The sequence below is a fragment of the Rhodophyticola sp. CCM32 genome (genome assembly GCF_004751985.1).
Classification (GTDB): Bacteria; Pseudomonadota; Alphaproteobacteria; order Rhodobacterales; family Rhodobacteraceae; genus Rhodophyticola.
This window is the reverse complement of record NZ_CP038492.1, coordinates 2,458,283-2,477,897: the sequence shown is the minus strand read 5'-3', so window position 1 is coordinate 2,477,897 and position 19,615 is coordinate 2,458,283. Positions and strand designations below refer to the sequence as shown.

At 61.4% G+C, this 19,615-nt stretch carries 19 protein-coding genes; 7 read left to right on the top strand and 12 right to left on the bottom strand.

Translation table 11 applies throughout. The features are described 5' to 3' along the window. The first annotated feature begins 48 nt into the window (after positions 1-48). A complete protein-coding gene (locus E2K80_RS11995) occupies positions 49-1,182 on the top strand; it encodes a M24 family metallopeptidase (protein ID WP_135375219.1) in 1,134 nt (377 codons plus the stop codon). On the opposite strand, the gene E2K80_RS19630 is transcribed toward E2K80_RS11995, so the two are convergent. The 5 genes from E2K80_RS19630 to E2K80_RS11970 form a co-directional block, all read right to left on the bottom strand. Further along, on the bottom strand, positions 1,165-1,410 hold the full coding sequence (locus tag E2K80_RS19630) for a hypothetical protein (RefSeq protein WP_238475520.1): 246 nt from the start codon (positions 1,408-1,410) through the stop codon (positions 1,165-1,167). The genes E2K80_RS11995 and E2K80_RS19630 overlap by 18 nt on opposite strands. A gap of 157 nt (positions 1,411-1,567) precedes the next feature. Then, the gene (locus E2K80_RS11985; protein ID WP_135375218.1) at positions 1,568-2,461 is read right to left on the bottom strand and encodes an alpha/beta fold hydrolase; all 894 of its coding nucleotides are present in this window, start codon (positions 2,459-2,461) and stop codon (positions 1,568-1,570) included. 54 nt (positions 2,462-2,515) lie between these two features. Further along, on the bottom strand, positions 2,516-3,535 hold the full coding sequence (locus tag E2K80_RS11980; RefSeq protein ID WP_238475519.1) for a TRAP transporter substrate-binding protein: 1,020 nt from the start codon (positions 3,533-3,535) through the stop codon (positions 2,516-2,518). Between the two features lie 14 nt (positions 3,536-3,549). Beyond that, entirely contained in the window at positions 3,550-4,860 is a 1,311-nt protein-coding gene (locus E2K80_RS11975) for a TRAP transporter large permease (RefSeq protein WP_238475518.1), read from the bottom strand. After that, the gene (locus E2K80_RS11970) at positions 4,857-5,369 is read right to left on the bottom strand and encodes a TRAP transporter small permease subunit (RefSeq protein ID WP_135375216.1); all 513 of its coding nucleotides are present in this window, start codon (positions 5,367-5,369) and stop codon (positions 4,857-4,859) included. Before E2K80_RS11970 ends, E2K80_RS11975 begins: the two co-directional genes overlap by 4 nt. Positions 5,370-5,451: 82 nt before the next feature. Here E2K80_RS11970 and E2K80_RS11965 point away from each other — a divergent pair, with 82 nt between their 5' ends. Then, entirely contained in the window at positions 5,452-5,904 is a 453-nt protein-coding gene (locus E2K80_RS11965; protein ID WP_135375215.1) for a MarR family winged helix-turn-helix transcriptional regulator, read from the top strand. A 9-nt stretch (positions 5,905-5,913) separates the two neighbouring features. Here E2K80_RS11965 and E2K80_RS11960 read toward each other — a convergent pair whose 3' ends face one another. The 7 genes from E2K80_RS11960 to E2K80_RS11930 all read right to left on the bottom strand — a co-directional run bounded on the left by E2K80_RS11960 (position 5,914) and on the right by E2K80_RS11930 (position 14,630). Continuing rightward, positions 5,914-7,122 (bottom strand): M24 family metallopeptidase, encoded by a 1,209-nt coding sequence (locus E2K80_RS11960; protein ID WP_135375214.1) that lies wholly within the window; start codon positions 7,120-7,122, stop codon positions 5,914-5,916. A gap of 3 nt (positions 7,123-7,125) precedes the next feature. Continuing rightward, positions 7,126-8,349, bottom strand: coding sequence for a M20 family metallopeptidase (locus E2K80_RS11955; RefSeq protein ID WP_135375213.1), 1,224 nt, complete (start codon positions 8,347-8,349; stop codon positions 7,126-7,128). After that, the gene (nikE, locus tag E2K80_RS11950; protein ID WP_135375212.1) at positions 8,346-10,022 is read right to left on the bottom strand and encodes a nickel ABC transporter ATP-binding protein NikE; all 1,677 of its coding nucleotides are present in this window, start codon (positions 10,020-10,022) and stop codon (positions 8,346-8,348) included. The genes E2K80_RS11955 and nikE overlap by 4 nt, the downstream gene beginning before the upstream one ends. A gap of 4 nt (positions 10,023-10,026) precedes the next feature. Then, positions 10,027-10,845, bottom strand: coding sequence for an ABC transporter permease (locus tag E2K80_RS11945; RefSeq protein ID WP_135375211.1), 819 nt, complete (start codon positions 10,843-10,845; stop codon positions 10,027-10,029). Further along, positions 10,838-11,788, bottom strand: coding sequence for an ABC transporter permease (locus E2K80_RS11940; RefSeq protein WP_135375210.1), 951 nt, complete (start codon positions 11,786-11,788; stop codon positions 10,838-10,840). The genes E2K80_RS11945 and E2K80_RS11940 overlap by 8 nt, the downstream gene beginning before the upstream one ends. A gap of 4 nt (positions 11,789-11,792) precedes the next feature. After that, complete coding sequence (locus E2K80_RS11935; RefSeq protein WP_135375209.1) at positions 11,793-13,334, bottom strand: ABC transporter substrate-binding protein; 1,542 nt, start codon at positions 13,332-13,334, stop codon at positions 11,793-11,795. Between the two features lie 120 nt (positions 13,335-13,454). Further along, the gene (locus E2K80_RS11930) at positions 13,455-14,630 is read right to left on the bottom strand and encodes a M24 family metallopeptidase (protein WP_135375208.1); all 1,176 of its coding nucleotides are present in this window, start codon (positions 14,628-14,630) and stop codon (positions 13,455-13,457) included. A gap of 214 nt (positions 14,631-14,844) precedes the next feature. Here E2K80_RS11930 and E2K80_RS11925 point away from each other — a divergent pair, with 214 nt between their 5' ends. Genes E2K80_RS11925 through E2K80_RS11905 form a run of 5 tightly spaced genes read left to right on the top strand, consistent with a single transcriptional unit; the run spans position 14,845 to position 19,490 of the window. Next, the gene (locus E2K80_RS11925) at positions 14,845-15,504 is read left to right on the top strand and encodes a GntR family transcriptional regulator (protein WP_135375207.1); all 660 of its coding nucleotides are present in this window, start codon (positions 14,845-14,847) and stop codon (positions 15,502-15,504) included. Continuing rightward, a complete protein-coding gene (locus E2K80_RS11920) occupies positions 15,501-16,799 on the top strand; it encodes a hydantoinase/carbamoylase family amidase (protein ID WP_135375206.1) in 1,299 nt (432 codons plus the stop codon). Before E2K80_RS11925 ends, E2K80_RS11920 begins: the two co-directional genes overlap by 4 nt. After that, positions 16,796-17,719, top strand: coding sequence for a hydroxyacid dehydrogenase (locus E2K80_RS11915; protein ID WP_135375205.1), 924 nt, complete (start codon positions 16,796-16,798; stop codon positions 17,717-17,719). The genes E2K80_RS11920 and E2K80_RS11915 overlap by 4 nt, the downstream gene beginning before the upstream one ends. Before the next feature lie 11 nt (positions 17,720-17,730). Further along, positions 17,731-18,483: a 5-oxoprolinase subunit PxpB gene (gene pxpB, locus E2K80_RS11910; RefSeq protein ID WP_135375204.1), complete on the top strand. Its 753-nt coding sequence runs from the start codon at positions 17,731-17,733 to the stop codon at positions 18,481-18,483. Then, a complete protein-coding gene (locus E2K80_RS11905; protein ID WP_168193180.1) occupies positions 18,480-19,490 on the top strand; it encodes a biotin-dependent carboxyltransferase family protein in 1,011 nt (336 codons plus the stop codon). The genes pxpB and E2K80_RS11905 overlap by 4 nt, the downstream gene beginning before the upstream one ends. Positions 19,491-19,615: the final 125 nt, after the last annotated feature.

The window sequence follows — 19,615 nt, the reverse complement described above, 5'->3', positions numbered from 1 at the left end:
GCCCGAAAACCCGGACAGCCCCGCAAACCCGGACAGAAAGGGAAGAGAGTGGTCGAGACCGCCTATTGGTTCGAGAAACGCGAATATGATGCCCGGCTTGCCCGTGTGCAGGCCGCCTTGCGCGCCGGCGGTCTGGACGGTCTGATCGCCTTCCAGCCCGAAACGGTGACCTGGGTGACAGGGTATTTCACCCGGGGTTACGGGACATTGCAGTTTGCGATCATTCCGGCAGAGGGGCTGCCTGCGGTGTTTTGCAGGGATGTTGAGGAATATTACCTTGATGCCACCTGCGTCTATCCCGACCGGGCGATGTGGCGCGACAGCGATGACCGGATCGCGGTGGCGGCGGAGGCGATCCGCGCGCGGTTGGGCAGCACTGCGAAACTGGGGATCGAGAAAGCCGCCTGGCCGCTGTCGGTTGATCGGTTCGACGGTCTGCAAGCGGCCCTGCCGGGCTGTCTCTGGCAGGATGAAAGTGATCTTGTGCGGCAGATGCGGTTGATCAAATCCCCGGCCGAGATTGCCTATCAGCGCCGCGCGGGCAAGGCGGCCGAGGCCGGGATGCGCGCGGCAATCGACAGTGCTGCCGTGGGCGTCAGCGAGCGGGAGATGGCCGCCGAGGTTTGTGCCGCGATGATCCGCGCGGGCAGTGATCTGCCCGGCCCCGGTGTCATGTCCTCGGGTGAGCGGGCGTTCCACCTGCATGGCGGCTATTCGGACCGGGTTCTTGAACATGGCGATATCGTGCAGATCGAGACCACACCGAATGTCCGCCATTACCATGCCCGGTTCATGCGTCCGATCCGGGTGGCCAGCGCCCGTGAGGAGGATCACCGGGTGGTCGAAAACCTGATCGCGATACAGGATGCCGCCCTGGCCGAGGTGGCCCCCGGCATATCTGCCCGGGTGCCTGACACGATTTACCGCGAAGGTGTGCTGTCTGCCGGGCTGCGCGAGACCTATACCAACAAGACCTTCTATTCCGTCGGTTTACTGCTTCAGCCCTCTGGCGGAGAGCCATTGGAGGCCGCGCCCGGTGCGGATTGGTGCTTCGAGCCGGGGATGACCTTTCACACCTATGTGCTGGCCCGGGGGTTCGGCATGTCCGAGACGATTGCGATCACCGAGACGGGGTCTGAACGGCTGACCAATTTTCCGCGTCAGTTATTCATTGCGGGGTGAGCGGACGGCCTGAAAGCCGTCGATCCTTTGGCAAAATTTTCCCGGTGCGGCTTGGCAGCTTTCGACCGTCACCCGCGCATGCAGTGCGATGACCTGTTTGCAGAGATTGTGGATCACCTCATTGGCAATCTCGGGCAGGTCCAGAACTTCATCTACAAGAATATCTTGAGCAAAACCGATGACCCGAGCGAGACCTCTTGCAATGTAAACGCCAAGCTCGGCCACCATATCACGCAGACCATTGATAAGTTGCGTGCGCTGCAGATATGGACATTTGCAGTATGGCGCATTGCGACGACGATTGAAGCAGGAGCCATCCACCCCATCAGGTTTGACGTCGCGGCCGTCTTCCCATTATAGCGTTTCAACATAAAGTCGAAACGCTTTAGCCAAAAAGCAGGTCGAACAGGTTGTGGCTCAAGTGATCCATCATCAGCATGTGGCTGTGCCCGCGGGGCAGGTCGGGTTCGGCCAACAGCCTGAAATTCTGGTTATGTGTCGAAAGGGCAGCCCAGGCTGTTGAGCGATCTTGCCAATGTTCTGCACAGTCCAAGAAATCACCCGCCACGATGGTCAGAGGGGTATTGCCCAAAACCGATGCTGTCGCAGGTGCGCCTGAGGGTTCGAGGGCGATGATGCGGCGGAACAGGTCGGGGGCTGCGGCCTGTGCGTCAAAGGCAATCTCACCGCCCTGGCTGTGGCAGACGACGATCGCAGGGCCGGTTTTGCGCAGCACGTCCAGCAGCGCCTGAGTGTGCAGGGGCGTGGTGTGCAGCCATCGCGGGGCAAAAATGCGCGCAAAGGCATCAAACTGCGCGACGGGGAATTGCTGGCCCTTAAAAGCCGTGCGGGTTGCGAAGCCTTCGCGGGTGCCAATACGAAACAGGACCCACGCCTCTTCCATGCTGCGCAGGATCGGATCGCCCTCCCACAGACTGGGGGCAAAGCCCGCGCGACCGCGTTCGACATTGTCGACCACATGGACCTCATAGCCACGTTGCAACAGCAGATGCAGCCAGCCGGGGCGGCCATCGGGCGTCGTCTCCCAACAGGTGCCGGACATGCCGCCGCCGTGGATCAGCACCACAGGGGGGTCAGTATTGCGGGCCTCAGGAATGAAATATTGGACATAGGCATGTTCCACTGCGAAATGACCGCGCGGGTCAACCTCGTAAGACGCGGTGCGGGTGAACTGCACGGTTTTGGGCGTGCCGGTTGTGACCTGATGGATGCGCCCGCCCGCGGTGTAGGACCCGAAATCTGATAAGTGATAACCCATGGAACAGCCTTTGTGGTGGCGCGCCCCGCCAAAAGACAAGGCGCGCCTTTGGGCTTAGTTGAGATCTGAAAGCGCCTGATACTCGTTATATGCCGCAGCATATGCGCGGTAGCTTTCGATCACGCGTCTGAACATCGGGTCGTTTTCGGCGTTCTCAGCATAGACCTCGTCGGCCGCTTCGCGCAGTGCGTCCAGAACACTGTCCGGGAAACGTTGAACGTTGACGCCGTTGGCCCGGAACTGGTCCAGAACTTCGCTTTGCGCACCCGCAGCTACGCCCATCGCATAGAGGTTCGCGTCCGCGCAGGACACTTCGATTGCGGTGCGCTGCTGATCTGTCAGGCTGTCCCATTTATCCTTGTTCATATAGAATTCGATAAAGCCTGCCGGTTGGTGCCAGCCAGGGAAGTAGTAGTTTTTGGCAACCTCATCGAAGCCCAGCAAGACATCGACGAGAGGAAAGCTGAGCTCTGTGGCATCAAGCCGACCGGTTTCCAGTGACGTTGAGATTTCGCCCACGGGGATACCTGTCGCATTGGCCCCCAGCCTGCCAAGTATCTCGCCGCCCAAGCCGCCGATGCGGATATTGAGGCCTTGCAGGTCTTCGGGGCTGTTGATCTCGGATGTGTACCAGCCGCCTGCCTCCGACAGGATCACACCGCAGGCCATTGGCACGATATTATAGGGTTCATACATCTCCTGCCACAGCTCCAGCCCGCCGCCGTGATGCAGCCAGCTGATGTAAGACAGGGGGTCGCCGCCAAAGGGCACCGAGCCGAAGAGAGCCGCTGCCGGTTCTTTACCCGCCGCATAGGCCGCAAAGGACCAGCCGGCATCAATGGCCCCCACGCTGACGTTGTCGAAAATTTCAGTCGGCGGGGACAACTCACCAGCCAACAGATAGTCAAAATCGACTTCGCCGCCGGTTAGGGTGGCGACGTTTTCGACGAACCGCTGTGCCGTCGGGTCAAGCACGGGCAGGCCGGGAAAGGCGCTTTGCATTGTAAAGCTGTCGGCCAAAGCGCCGCTTGCTGCAAGGGCCGCGACGGATGCGGCGATCAGTGTGGTTTTCATGAGGTTCCTCCCTATCATGATGTGAACCCGGTGATCAGCCGGGGGAATACGATCAGCAGCACCAGCACTGCGACTTGCAATGCAATGAACGGTGCCACGCCTTTGTAGATTTGCGGGGTGGTCAGCCGGTCGCCCGCCGCTCCCCGCAAGTAGAAGAGCGAAAAGCCAAAGGGCGGTGTCAGGAATGAGGTCTGCAGGTTGACGGCAACAAGGATACCGAACCAGATCAGGATATCTTGCCCCGCCAGCCCGTTGCCGAAGTCGAGCCCCGCCACGATGGGTGCAAAAATCGGCATCAGGATGAGCGTGATTTCCAGCCAGTCGAGCACGAAGCCCAAAAGAAAGATCGCGCCCATGACGACGGCCAGCACAGTGTAGGGATCTGTGCCAAAGGCCATGATCCCCGCCTCAACCAGGTCATCACCGCCCACGCCTTTGAAGACGGCGGAAAAACAAGTGGCCCCGATCATCACGAAGAGCACGACAGCGGTGGTCACGACGGTTTTCTTGGCGGCGGTCATCAGCATGCCGATGCTGAACTGGCCATAAAGAACGGTGATCAGGAGCGCACCAAGGGCCCCGATGCCGCTGGCTTCGGTCGGGGTTGCCAGCCCTGCAATGATCGACCCCAGAACGCAAACCACGAGGGACAGCAATGGGCCAAGGTCGAACAGCAACTGCCACAGGGACACGCGATGGGTCTGCGGCATCGCGGGCAATCCGCGCGCGCGCCATATCACATAGGCCGCATAGGCCCCGACGAGCATCAGCCCCGGCCCGATGGCACCTGCGAACATGTCCGGCACAGGCGTTTGCAACTGGTCGCCCAGCACGATCAGCATGACCGAGGGCGGGATCAGAATGGCGAGCGTGCCCGAAGCCGCGACCAGCCCTGCAGAGGTGGATTTGTCATAGCCTGCTTCTTCAAGGCGAGGCAGGGCAAGGAGGGCCAGCAGAACCACCGACGCGCCGACGATGCCGGATGAGGCTGCAAGCAGGACGCCGATCACAAGAACCGACACGCCCATCCCACCCGCACTGCCGCCGAGGGCACGTTGTGCCGCGCGCAGGGAGCGTTCTGCAACGCCTGACGTTTCCAAAATCAGGCCCATCAGGATGAACATCGGGATCGCCACCAGTAGCCAGTTGGACAACACATTGGCGTAAATCCGGCTGACAAGCAGGTTAAAGAAGGCCGTTGGCAGGTCCGAGATCAGGATGAAAATCGCGGCAGAACCCGCCAGCACCATGCCCACGCGGTATCCTGCGAGAATGCCAATGAGCGTGAGCGCCGCCATGGCGAGAGGGAGGAGGCTCTCGCTCATCTGGCCACACGGATCAGGCGGAGGGTTTCAAACAGGATGGCTATGGCCAGAAGGGCCAGCCCCAAAGGCAGCACGGTTTTGACCAGCCAGAGATCATTCAGCCCCCCGTTGCGGGACCCTTCGTCCGAGGTCCATGCGCGTATCATGAAATTCCACGAGGCGGGTAGGGCAAGGGCAAGGAACGGCGTGGCGAAGAGTAGGTTGCCGATGAGGTTGATCCGCGCGCGCGTCGCGCGGCTGCGGTTCTGGTAGAGGAAATCAACGCGCACGTGGACATCGCGCAGCCATACCAATCCCGTAGGCAACAGCCCCGCGACGACCAGCAGGTGCCATTGCAAATCAAGCAGCGAATTCAGCGTTACGGCACCGCCGATCAGGGCCCAGTCGGTCGTAAATTCGGCCAGAGGGTTCACATCCAAGGCGCTGCAGATGACCTGCGCCACGATTGCCGCCATCAGAATCAGCAATCCGACTGCAAACACCGCAAGGGCATGCTCCCCTCGTTTCACTACGTCCTCCCCGCATATTGCTCCACATGGAACAATATATTTCCATCTGGAGCAATCCTTTTTTCAGGGCTAGGTTTGAAATATGAAACTGATCGACATCCTCGACGCGACCCCGTTTCCCATTGGATACCGGATCGCATTCTTGACGAACTTCTGGCGTGAACCGCAGTTGCGGAAAATGGAGCGGGAGACTGGGCTGATCCGCCCCGAACTCACCGTGTTAATGTGTCTGAGTTTTCAGCGCGGTCTTTATGCGCGCGACATCTGCGAGGTGACAGAACAGCCGTCCAACACGGTCAGTCGGGCGGTGTCATCGCTGGAGCAGAAGGGCTTTTTGCTGCGCGAGAAAGATAAGGTGGATACGCGCCGGCAGGTTTTGAACATCACGCCGGAAGGTCAAAAGGTGCATGACCGGATTATGATTGGTTTTGCGACATCCGAAGCCAAAATGCTGAGTGCTTTGAACCCCAATGAACGTGAAACGCTCTTATGTTTGCTAGACAAAATTGCACGCGGCGTCCAAGACTGGCGATAGATTTCTGCTCTAGCAGCGATAGAGGTCAACCGGCAAAGCGCTGAACACTTCGGGCGGGCCGGTCTCACGGATTGCAAAGGTCTGGCCCACGCCCGCGGTCAGGCCGGTTTCGGTGTCGGGGATCATGATGTGGACAAAGAATACCATGCCCGGTGCCATCATCAGTGGATTGCCCGAATAGATCATCGGCGGCACATCCATCCATGTGGGGCGAAAGGTGCATCCCAGCGCATAGCCGCAGGCCGCATAACGCGCTTTGGCGAATCCGGCCCTGTCCAGCACCCGGCGATGGATATCATCAAGCTGGCCCAGTTCGGTCCCCGCCCGGGCGGCCTCTTTGACCTGTGCCAGCGCGTCAGCGGCGATGTCCAGCATCCGTTCCTGCCGCGGGTCGGGGGTGCCCAAGATCAGCGTGTGTTCGATACAGACATGATAGCGGCAATAGGAGGCCGCCAGTTCGACCAGAACCTGATCGGTTTTCTCAATCCGGCGAGGTCCACCGATCCCCCGTCCGAAAAGCGCCCGTTCACCGGAATTGACCAGCGGCCCGCCCGAGGGCACATCGCCACCGCCCTGCAACATGGCGGTCAGGCAGGCCGCACTCAGCGCGCTTTCATAAATGCCGGTCCGGGTGATGGAAATCGCGGCCTCAACAGCGGCGTCAGCCAGGTTGCCCGCAACGCGCATATGGTCCAGCTCAGCGGCGGATTTCACCAGCCGCTGGTTGCGGACCAGATTCGAGGCATCCTCAAGCGTGACAAACCCGGCAAGCGCGGCCTCGACCAGACGCCCGTTTGCGGCGGTCAGGCCATAGGTGTCGAATTCAACCCCGATCCGCTCCCCCGCGAGGTTCAGATCTGCGAGGATCGCGCGCAGGTCATGCGCGGGGGTGGCATCTTCGGCATTCAGCCAGATGCGGATATCGTCGTAAAGCGAGGCAACCTCGGCCTGCTGCCGGTCAGGTGTGCGGGTCAGCAGGATCAGCGGGCCATCATCCGCCGTCACGATCCCGACCTGAAAAAACACATAGCCAGCCGTGTCGAATCCGGTCAGGTAATAATGGCTTTCCTGGGCAAAGATCAGCAGGGCGGCCTGCCCACGATCCCGCAGCAACTGGCGGGTGCGGGCGATCCGCTGGCGATGTTCCGCCTCGGCAAACCGCAGGGAGACCTGTCGGCCATCCCGGGTGGTGCCGGATATCTCGGCGGTTTCGGTCATGGGTCACTCCAGATCGCAGATATCCGCCATGGTCATCAGGTAGATGCGGATCATGTCGAGGTAATCGGGCACATCCACACGTTCATCGGGCATGGTGTTGTATTTGCCGCCCGGGCCGCAAACCACCCCTTCCATGCCTCCCTCGGCCCAAAGATGGCCCGCATCGGTGCCGTAATAGCCTGGCGGGGTGATCGCGCCGACAGGTTGGGGCGTGCCGCGGATCGCCTCATAGGCCTGGGACAGGGCGGTGACGATGCGGGCGTCTTTCGCAACCTCGAAGGCCGGCATCATCGGATTGCCATCACGATGTTCCGTGCGCAGCGTGGCCTTGAGGCCGGGGGTGCGGGCCTCCAGCCGGTCGAGAACATTGCGTATATCAGCCAGTGCGCAGGTTTCGGTCTGGCCCGGACCATAGCGCCCCGATCCGGTGATCCGCACGAAATCGGCAACCTGGGGTGGGCGCCATTTGTGCATTTCGCGCCCAAGCGCACCTTCCACAGTGCCCACATGGACCCGGTTGATCGCGCGATGGTCGTCACTGGGGGCGTCTGAAAATGTCATGGCGTTCAGTTCGGGGATCAGCGCGGTTGCAGCCAGGATCGCATCCACGGCCTCTTCGCGTTTGGACAGATGGCGGGTGATCCCTTCCAATTCGATGATGAAGGTGAAGGCGGCCGCATGCATGGTGACGGCTTGCAGGTCGGTCGGTTCGGAGTTGATGAAATAATCCGCGCGGGTTCCGGCTTTGACCGCAGACAGAGTGCCCACACCACCCTGAAGTTCACCGATCACATAGGTCAGGATCACATCGCCCTTCAGACGCCGGCCGGCCTTGATCAGAGTCTGCACCGCACACAGGGAGGCCGCATCGCCAGCCTTCATATTCGACACGCCGATGCCATAGATGAAATCTTCATCTACGATCCCGCCCCAGGGGTCGACAGTCCAGCCTTCGGTCACCGGGTTGGTGTCGAGATGGCCGTTGAACAGCAGGCTTTTGCCGCCGCCGGTCCCCCGCCAGATGCCAATCGCATTGACCCTTTCGCCCGCCACCGGCTGAAGCTCGGCTTCAAGCCCCATATTGCGCATGATATCGACCATATGGGCGGCGAGGTCCCGCTCTCCTTTCGTTTCGGAATAGCTTTTGTGGCGCACCATGTCTGACAGGGTGTCGAGACAGGCGCGCGTGTCGATATTGCGGGCGAGGTCGAGGGCGGTTTGGGTCATGGTTTCACCTCGTCAAAGTCAGGGGCCGCGCCGCGGGGCACGGGCACCGCATCAAGCAGATCGCGGGTATAGCTGTGGCGGTCAGGCGTGGTGGCCTCGGATGTGGCAAAACGGTCCACAACCTCACCGCGATACATGACCATGATCTGATGGGCGAGCTGACGCACGAGGTTGATATCATGGGTGATGAAGATGCAGGCGGTTCCCGTCTGCTTTTGCAGCCTGATCAGCAGCTTCGCGACCGAGGCCTGTACCGAGACGTCCAGCGAGGCGGTGATTTCGTCACAGATCACCACATCGGGTTCGGCGGCAAAGGCCCGGGCGATGGCCACGCGCTGTTTCTCGCCTCCCGAAAGCTGATAGGGGTAGCGGTTCGCGAAATCCGCCGGCAGCAGGACCTGCTCCAGCAGATCGGCAATCCGCGCCGCGCGATCCGCCTTTGGCACCAGATCATAAAGCTTCAGCGGTCGGGACAGGATCTCGCGGATACGCTGGCGCGGGTTGAGGGAACCATCGGGATGCTGGAACACCATCTGAACGCGGCGCCGATAGGCTGTGTCGATCTGGCGGCGGGTCGTGAAATGCCGATCATGGAAGGTGACGGTTCCGTCAAAATCCTGAAGGCCCGACAAGACCTTTGCCATGGTCGATTTGCCGGAGCCGGATTCGCCTACGATCCCAAGCAATTCCCCCGGCCGGACCGCAAGATTGACGGTTTTCGCACCGAAAACCCCTTCGGCCTTTGTCCCGATCAGCCGGGCAAAGGCCGAGGGGCGGCCATATTCCACACTGACAGTATCGGTGCTGAGCAGCGGCGCGGCACCCGGTTCGGGTGGCGTGGCCCCCTGCCAGTCCCCGGGCCGGGGGACGGCGGCAAGAAGGGCGCGGGTATAGGCGGCACGCGGCGCGCGGAACATCTCTTCACAGGGGCCCTGTTCGACAATCTCGCCTTTCTGGATCACCGCGACACTCTGGGCGATGCGCGACACAAGCCCCAGATCATGGGAGATATAAAGGGCTGCAACACCGGTTTCGGCCCGAAGCTCGGTAAACAGGTCCAGAATCTGCCGGGCGGTTATGATATCTAGCGCGGTTGTCGGTTCATCGAAGATGATCAGTTCCGGGGCGCAGGCAAACGCGGTGGCGATGACCACGCGTTGCTTTTCGCCCCCCGATGCCTGATGCGGAAAGCGCTGCATCAACTGTCTGGGGCGGGCGATGCCGGTGCGGGTCAGCGCGGCCTCACCTTCGGCCCAGGCCTGATCGTGATCAAGGTTCCGGTGGCGCATCAGCGTTTCGGCCAATTGCTCCCCCAGCCGCATGGTGGGGTTCAGCGAGGTGCTGGGGTCCTGGAACACCATGGCGATGCGGCGGCCCCGGATTTCCAGAATTTGCGGCAGGGTTTTCTGGCGCAGATCTTCCCCGTTCAGGCAGATCTGCCCGCCCGGCTCGGTCGCGTTCGCGGGCAGATACCGCATGATCGCCCAGGCCAGTGAGGATTTGCCGGAGCCGGATTCGCCCACAAGGCCAAGTGTCTGCCCCTGGGGAACGGTCAGGTTGATGGATTTCAGCGCCTCCACCGGGCCTGCATCGGTCTGATAGCTGAGAGAATAGTCGCGGATATCAAGCACCGGTTGCGCGCTGCCGGGAAGGGGCGTGATTGTCTGCTCCATAGCCTCAGTGGCTCCGGCTTGGGTCAAGGCTGTCCCGCAGGGCGTCGCCGAACAGGTTGAACCCAAGTGCTGCGATGGCGATGGCGACGCCGGGCACCGCCACGCACCAGGCATTGCGGAACATGAATTGCCGGGCTTCGGCCACCATCAGCCCCCATTCTGTGCTGGGCGGTTGCGCCCCCAGCCCCAGAAAGCCCAGTGTGGCCCCGATCATGATCGCAAAAGCGACGCGGATTGTGGCCTCAACCACGATCGGGCCCAGGGCGTTCGGCATCACTTCGCGCAGAACAATATAGCCGCCGGTTTCACCACGGGCGACGGCGGCCTGCACATATTCACGGGTGCGGATCGACAGAACCGAACTGCGCGAGATCCGGGCCATGCCCGGCGTGAAGGCAATCGCGACGGCCAGCATCGCCTCGCCCATGCCGCCGCCCAGTATGGTGACGATCAGCAGGGTGAATAACAGGTCCGGCACCGCCAGAAGACCATCAAGCACGCGCATGATCAGGCTGTCGACCCAGCCCCCGGCAACACCCGCGACAACGCCGATCAGGGTGCCTGCGCCAACCCCCAGTATCGTTGCCCCAAGACCGAAAGAGATGGTTGCGGGCGCCCCGTTCAGAAGCCGCGACAGCAGGTCACGCCCAAACTGGTCTGTGCCCAGCCAATGGGCGGCAGACGGACCTTCAAGCCGGTTGGCAGGGTGAAAGGCCTGTGGATCATAGGGGGCCAGAAACGGGCCGAAGATTGCGGCGCAAAGCACAATTGTCAGCAAGGAAATGCCAACAAGGGCAGGGGGGTTGCGAAAGCTCTTACTCATACCGGACCCGTGGATCGAGAAAGGCAATCACCAGATCGGACAGCAGGTTCGACAGGGCGTAAACCGTTGCCAGCAGCAATGTGATCGCCTGAATGACAGGCAGGTCGCGGTTTTCCAGCGCATAGATCAGCAACCGGCCCAGACCGGGCCAGGCGAATATCTCCTCAACCACGATGATGCCGCCCAGCAGATAGCCGATATCCAGCGAAATCACGGCCACGGCGGGGGCCAGGGAATTGGGCAGGGCGTGGCGCCGCAGGACCCGCCCTTCGCGCAGGCCTTTCAGCCGGGCGGCGCGGATATAGTCGCTGGACAGAACGTCGGACATCTCGCTGCGGACCTGACGGGCGATATGGGCCATCAGGATCAGACCCAGGGTTGTGGCCGGAAGGGCCACATGCCCCAGAAAGCTGCCAAGGTCTTCCCATGGCGCGACATAGCCGCCGGCCGGAAACAGGCCCACGGAGGGCCCGGCAAGAAACACCAGCAGCAGGGTGGCGGTAACAAATTCGGGCATCGAGGCCCCGATATAGGACACAAAGCCGATGAACAGATCCCAGACACTGCCGCGTTTGATCGCGGCCAGCGCTCCAAGGGGCACGGCGATCACCGTCACGGTGATCAGCGCTGTCAGGGCCAGAACAGCGGAATTCCAGAATGCATCGCCGACCACCTCGGCCACGGGCCGGGACAGGCGCAAAGACATGCCCAGATCACCCTGCAGCAACCCGCTGACCCAGTCGATATATTGCAGATACCAGGGCTGATCGAGCCCCAGTTGCCGTTCAAGTGCGGCCACCTGATCCGGCGAGCCATACTCACCAAGGATCATGATTGCGGCATTGCCGGGCAGGATCATCGTCACCGCAAAGACCGCGAAGGTCACGATGGCAAGGACGATCAGGACCGAAAACAGCCGCCGGATCAGGTAGCCAAATGACACAGGGTCAGTTCCGGTCGAGCCATACGTTCTCGATATAGTAATACCGGGAGATGGGCGCGACCGTCCATTCCTCCGTCTCGTCGCGGCTGGCGGTCAGCACATCCTCGAAGAACGGGATGATATAGGGCTTGTCCCGCAGGATCAGCTCCTGCGCCTGCGTATAAAGCGCGGCACGTTCCGCCTCGTCCGGGGTGCTGCGGGCCTGTTCGACCAGACCGTCGAATTCGGCATTCTTCCAGCCTGTATCCTCATAGGATGCATCCGATGTCAGCAGCAGGTTGAAGGTGCCATCCTCGGTTGGCTGCATCCCCCAATAGCCCATATAGAACGGCCCCTGCATCCAGACATTCGCCAGATACGTGTCATGGGGCATCGTTTCGACCTCGATATTGAAGCCGGCGGGCTGTGCCATCTGGCGAATCGCGATGGCGGTTTGCACCCGGATCGCGGGCCGGTTCGATGCAACCAGGGTCAGGTCGATGCCATCGGGATACCCGGCCTCGGCCAGCAGGGCCCGCGCGCCTTCGGGATCATACGGGATGGCAGGGGCGTCGACCGCATAGTGAAATTCCGGCGACAGGATATTGTCATTGGCCGGACGGCCCAGACCTTCAAGCACGATATCAACCAGCAACTGGCGGTCGACGGACATGGCCAGCGCCTGACGTACCCGCAGATCGTCGAATGGCGCCTGATCATAGCGCATGACCACATTCACATACCGGCCCGAGGGCACGCGCTGCGCCTCGACCCCGGCAGAGCCTGCGATGCGTTCATAATCCGCCTGCTGCACGGTCAGCATCACATCCATATCGCCGGACAGGAAATTGGCGGTCTCGGCGGCCAGATCCGGGAACAGATGCATCTCGACCGCATCGAGATAGGGCTTGCCCTCGATGAAGTAATCGTCGTTTTTCACCAGTCGCGTGATCCGGGCGCTGTCATAATCCTCAAGCTTGAAGGGCCCGGTTCCGTTGACGTTGGTGTCCAGCTCGGTCAGGGGCGCCTCGGCCGCGGCACGGCTGATGATCCGCGCATTGGTATGTGCGGTCGAGGTCGGCAGATCCGCGTAAGGCACGCTGAGGCGGAACACGACGGTATGATCGTCCGTCGCTTCGATGGCCTCTACCATATCCAGCACCGAACGGGCCGCTGCGGGTGTGTCGGGGTTCAGGATCAACTCATAGGTTGCAACCACATCATCGGCGGTGAAGGGGGTGCCGTCATGGAAGGTGACGCCGTGGCGCAGATGAAAGGTGAACTCGGTCGCGTCGTCATTTGCCGTCCAGCTTTCGGCCAGATCGGGCACCGGGCGGGTATCAACGCCAATGCGTGTCAGACCGGAATAGACCATATCCATCACCGGATATTCGGCAGGGCCTGAGTTTGACAACACGTTGAGCGTTGCAATCCGGGTGGAGTGGCTGATCTTGAGGGTGCCGCCCTGCACGGGCGTGCCGGTTTGCGCAAAACCGATGCGGGGCAATGTGGTTGCGGCAGCCATGCCGATCATCACGCCGCGGCGCGAGAGAGTGAAATGGGACATTGTCGTCGTTCCTCTGTGTCGGTTGAGCCGTTTTACTGCGGGCGGCTCTCTGGTTTGTGGGCTGGTCCCCTCTGATCGGGGACTCTCGTTGTTTTTTGTGTGTTTTTCGTGCCTTGAATGTCAGGTCACAACGGTCAGATCATCGGGCAATGAGGTCAGAATATCCGGCGCGCCTTCGGTCACCAGCAGGGTATGGCCGACGCCCATGGCGTATCCGCTGTCGCTGTCGCCCAGCATCACATGATAAAACAGGGTCATGCCCGGTTCACATTGCATCGGATTGCCCGAATAGATCATCGGCGGCACATCCATGCTGGTCGGTGCGAAGGTTCCGCCAACCGAATATCCCGTGGCCCCGTACCGGTGCTGCCCATACCCGCCCGCATCCAGCCCGTCGGCATGGCAGTCGAATATTTCGCCCAGGGTTGTGCCGGGGCGGGCAATCTCGGTCATCTTATGCAGGGTTTCCCGCGCAACATCATACATCTTGCGCTGCGCATCGGCGACCTTGCCAAACAGGATCATCCATTCGGTTTTGACATTATACCGGCGGTAGGCGACCGGATATTCAACCAGAAGCTGATCCTGCGCCAGGATCTGACGCGGGAAGGAAACGCCACGGCCATAAACCGCACGTGGCCCGGAATTGAAGATCGGGTCATTGGGGGGCATATCCCCGCCGCGCCCGAGGACCGAGGCGATATAGGCCGCCTTGACCTGCGCATCGGTTATGCCGGGGCGGGCGATATCAATGACATCCAGAAGCGAGGCATCAAGAATATCCCCCGCCGTGCGCATATATTCCAGCTCGGCCGGTGATTTCACAAGCCGCATGCGCCGGATCAGGTGATCGTCATTTTCAAGGGTGCAGAACCCGTCAAGCGCCCCCTGAAGGCGCCACAGGTTCCAGCCGGTCAGCCCGTGGGTGTTCAGTTCCACAGCAATCCTGCCGCCTTCAAGGCCCAGTTCCGACAGGATGCTTTTGAGATCCTGTGCGGGGTTGGCATCTTCGGCGTCCCACCAGATGCGGATATCCTCGATGGTGCTGGTCTGACGTGCCTGAAGCAGATCAGGGCGCCGCGTCAGCAGGACAATCGGCCTGTCATCAGCGGTGACAACGGCACATTGGAAGAAGACAAAGCCCCCGGTGTCATAGCCGGTCAGCCAGAAATGGCTTTCCTGGGCAAAAACCAGCATCGCATCCACGTTGCGGCGTTTCAGCTCGGCACGCAGCCGGGATTGGCGATCTTCATGTTCTTCCCGCGAAAATGGCAGAAAGGCGCCGGGCTGGATCATCGCATCTGTTCTCCGGTCATGGCGAGGTCGTGAGTTGGGATTCTTCCGGTGTCATAATAATAAAGACTAAAGTTTGGTATACCAGTCGTCAACCACTGGAATGCCTTTTCATGTTATGCTAATCCACTTCTGTGCATTGCTCGCAAAATGGGCCAATAAGACAGTCTGATAGTTTGAGCGATTGTGCGACAGGCACGCCGAAGAGAGGGAGTGCATGCTGAAGGAAACCGACAAGAGGCTTGCATTGCAGGCCTATGAGAAGGTGCTTGACCTGATCCTTTCGGGGGAGGCGCAGCCGGGCGATCTGCTGAATGAACGCAGGCTGGCCGAGCATCTTGATATGTCGCGCACGCCGGTGCGTGATGCATTGCTGATGCTGGAGGGGGAGGGGCTTCTTGTGCGGCAAGGCAAGCGCGGCCTTCAGATCAAGCAGATGCGGATCGAGGATTACATGGATGCGCTTCAGATACGCACGTTTCTGGAACCCGAGGTTGCGCGTATGGCGGCCATGGATCTGGAAGAGGGCGCGCTTGACGATCTGGCCGCAACCTTGAAGCAGCTTGTGGAACGGGCCGCCACCGGGCAGGCGCGGATAGAACGGGACGAAGTGCGCGGGGTTGACGAACAGTTGCACGGGCTGATTGCCGATGCTGCGGGAAACCAGCAATTGTCTTCGATCATCCGCATGCTGCGCCGGCAGACGCAGATCTTCGATCTCAAGCGGCTGCCCGAACGGCTTGAAGATACCTGTCGCGAACATCTTGCGATCATAGATGCGCTGAATTCCAGACGCGGGGATGACGCCGCAGCGGCGATGCGCACCCATCTTGATAAAGTCCGCGCCAGTATTGTTGCACGATTGGTAAAATCATGAATCAAATCCCGGCTGAGCCCCGTCAGAACACGGCTGTGCCGGATATCGACCTGGCCGCCCGGATATTCGAGGAACTGCGCCTGCGCACGGCGGCAAGCCGGGGGGTGACCCGCGCCTCCTATGGAATGGGGGAGCAACTGGCCCATGACATTCTCAAACGCGAGGCCGCAAAGCTGGATCTGAGCATTCAGACCGACGCGGCCTGCAATCTTTACATGACGCTGCCGGGCCGGGGGCGGGGCAAGCCGATCTATATCGGGTCGCATCTTGATTCCGTTCCCCTGGGCGGCAATTTCGACGGCGCGGCGGGTGTGTTGCTGGGATTGTCTGTGATCGCAGGCTTTTGCAGCGCCGGCGTCGTGCCGCCCTGTGATATCGTTCTTGTCGCGATCCGGGCCGAGGAAAGCACCTGGTTCGGGGCATCCTATATCGGCAGCCGGGCGGCTTTTGGTCAGCTTGCCGCAGAGGAACTGGACGATGTGCTGCGTGCGGGTGACCGATCAACCCTGGGCGCGGCCATCGCGGCGGCGGGCGGTGATACCGCCAGTCTTCGGCAGGGTGCGGCCTATCTTGATCCTGCGGCGATTGGCATGTTTCTGGAACCGCATATCGAACAGGGCCCGGTGCTGCTTGAACAGAACCTGCCGATTGGTATCGTCACCGGTATTCGCGGCAGTTTTCGCTATCGCCACGCCCGCTGCTTTGGCACATATGCCCATTCGGGGGCGACGGGGCGTTCCTCGCGACAGGATGCGGTGGTGGCTGTTTCGGCGCTGGTTGTCCGGCTGAACGCGTTGTGGAAGGACTTGGATGCAGAGGGGGAGGATATGACCGTGACCATCGGCCAGTTCAACACCGATGCCGATGAGGCTGCCTTCAGCAAAGTCCCGGGCAAGGTGTCGTTCTCGCTTGATCTGCGCAGCGCCAGCCCCGACACGCTTGCACGGCTGCGCCGCGAGGTGGAGGCCCGGTTTCAGGCCATCGAGACCGAAATGGGTGTCCGGTTCGAACCCGGTGCGCCAAGCGGGTCCACGCCTGCGCGGATGCATCCCGGGATCGTGGCGGGGTTTGAAAATGCAGCGCGCATGTTGCGGGTGCCGACTCGCATCATGCCATGCGGGGCAGGCCATGATGCGGCTGTCTTTGCCCAGATGGGTGTGCCCACGGGCATGGTGTTCATCCGCAACCGCAACGGCAGCCATAACCCTGACGAGCATATGGAGATCAGCGATTTTGCCATTGCGGCAGAGGTTGTTTCGGCCCTGTGTCTGGACCCGCCGCAGTTATCGGAATGACAGATTGCGTTGTGGTCCAGCCGATTGCCGCATGTGGTGTGGTGGCGTTGCGGAAGGCGGGGCTTGATGTACATGTGGCCCCCGCCCCGGACCTGGATCAGATGCGCGTTTCACTGGCCCATGCACGGGCGGTGATCACCCGCAACTGGGGTTTTCCGGCAGAAGCGATTGCTGCGGCCCCGAAACTTGAGGTGATCGCGGTTCACGGCACCGGCACGGATCGGGTGGATCACGCCATGGCAGAGGCCCGCGGCATCGCCCTGTGCAATACGCCGGGGACAAATGCGCAATCGGTTGCCGAACATGCCCTTGGCCTGATCTTGTCCTGCGCCCGGGCCATCCCGGCGTCGGATCAGGCTGTCCGCTCCGATGATTTTGACTTTCGCGACCGGCATCACCCGGTTGAGCTGTCGGGCCGGACCCTGGGCCTTGTCGGCTATGGCCATGTCGCGCAGCGTCTGGCCGGGATGGCGCGGGCGCTTGGCATGCAGGTGCTTGTTCTGTCGGTCCATGCGGATGCGGCGGCGCTGACACAGGCGGGCTGCATTCCTGTGGGCACAGTTGAACAGATTTGCGCCACTGCCGATGTGGTGTCACTGCATGGTGTTCCGGGGCGGTCCCCCCGGTTCGATGCGACCCTTATCGGGCAGATGAAAGCCGGGGCCATTCTGATCAACACCGCACGCGGTGCGCTGATTGATGACACAGCGCTGGTTGCGGCCCTGCGGTCAGGGCATCTGCGCGCCGCCGGGCTTGACGTGTTCCAGCCCGAGCCGCCAGATACAGACAGCCCGCTTCTAACCTGCCCGAACCTGTATCTGACACCGCATATGGGCGGGGCCACGGTTGAGGCGATGGATCGTACCGGACTGGCCGTCGCACAGATCGTGATTGACCGGCTGTGCCCGGATTTTGCCTGAGGGATGTGCCTATGGAGACGGATACGCAGACAAAAGCCGCGTATAAGACCGCAAAACTCCTGGCGATGGGGGATACAGCGCTCACAGTCGAATTCGGCACAGAGATTGACCCGCTGTCCAATGCCCGCGTTCTGGCGCTGGAAGCCGCGATTACTGGGATGTTCATACCCGGCATTGTCGAAACCGTGCCCACCTATCGCTCCCTTACGGTTCATATCGACCCGGTGACGGTGGATATGGAGGGATTGCAACAGACATTGCAGGCGCTGGCCGCCCGGCCCGTGGCTGTCACCGCGAGGCCCGGGCACAGCTGGCAGGTGCCGGTTGTCTATGGCGGCAGTTTTGGGCCGGATCTTGAAGCTGCGGCCAAGGCCTGCGGGCTGACCCCGGCAGAACTGGTCACGCGGCATTCCGCTGGCTCATATACGATTGCGATGATCGGGTTTCTGCCCGGCTTCTCATATCTCAGCGGTCTTGATCCCCGGCTTGCGATCCCAAGGCGGGAGGAGCCGCGCCTGCAGGTGGCCGCATCCTCAATCTCGATCGGCGGTGCACAGACTGCGATCGGCAGCGTCTCAGGGCCAAGCGGGTGGCATATGCTGGGCCGGACCCCGGCGCGGCCTTTTGTTCAGGACCGCAAGCCGCAGGCCCTGTTCGCCCCGGGGGACCGCATTTCCTTTGCCCCGATTGATGCCGGCGAATGGGACAGGCTGGATGCGGCGGCGGCAAAAGGCCAATTGGTGATCACGGAGATGACCCGGTGACCGATCTGACCGTTCTGGACTGCGGGCCCGGCACAAGCGTGCAGGATGCCGGGCGGCTTGGTCACCGCCGCTATGGCGTGCCGACAGCAGGTGCGATGGACAGATCAGCCTTGGCTGCCGCCAATCTTCTGGTTGGCAACGGACCCTTTGCAGCCGCGATTGAATTCACCCTGATCGGCGGGCGGTTTCGTGTCGGGGAGGCGGGTGTGCTTGTGGCGGTGGCCGGGCCGGGGCTGTCCCTCTGCATCGACGGGCAGAAGGTGCTGACCCACCATTCCGCCTATGCACCGGCGGGGGCGGTGCTTGAGGTGTCGCCGATCCGGGGCGGGGTTTATGGCTATCTTGCGATCCGGGGCGGCCTTACCTCGCCTTTGGCGATGGGCAGCCGTTCGGCGCATATACGCTCCGGCATCGGAGGCGTCGCGCTGACGGCGGGGGATATCCTGACATGTTCCGCCTCTGACTCCAATGAACCGGAACTGGCAGGGGATGCGACGGCGCTGGGGGGTATCAATGGCAAGGGCGGCCCGTTTCGTGTGGTGCCGGGGCCTCAGGACGGTGAATTTGAACAGGGCGCGCTGAACAGGTTTCTGTCATCCCCTTACACGGTCAGCCCGCAATCGGATCGCATGGGTCAACGCCTGTCGGGGGCATCGCTTTGCCATCCTGGCGGGCATAACATCGTCTCCGACGGGGTGGTGCCGGGCAGCGTTCAGGTGCCCGGCGACGGGCAGCCGATTGTGCTGATGCGGGATGCCCAGACCACGGGCGGATATCCCAAGATCGCCACCGTAATCTCTGCTGATCTTGGCCGTCTGGCGCAGACCTTGCCCGGCGGGACCGTGCGGTTTCGCGCGGTGACAATGGCCCAGGCGCAGGAGGCCGCACGCCGCATGGCCGCAGGGTTGCTTGGCCTTGCCAAAGGGGTGCATCCGGCGGATATCCGATCCCTGCCTGAGCGGTTATCGGGCGAAAACCTTATCAGCGGTATCGTTGCGGATGATTGATCCTCCCGCATTTCGGACCCGCCGGGGATTGACCTTGATACGTGGAACCCTGTCTGTAGGGTCAGATGCACCTGTTCCGGGAACCCCGAAGTGATGTGGCAAATCAAGAAAGTCGAGACAGGCCT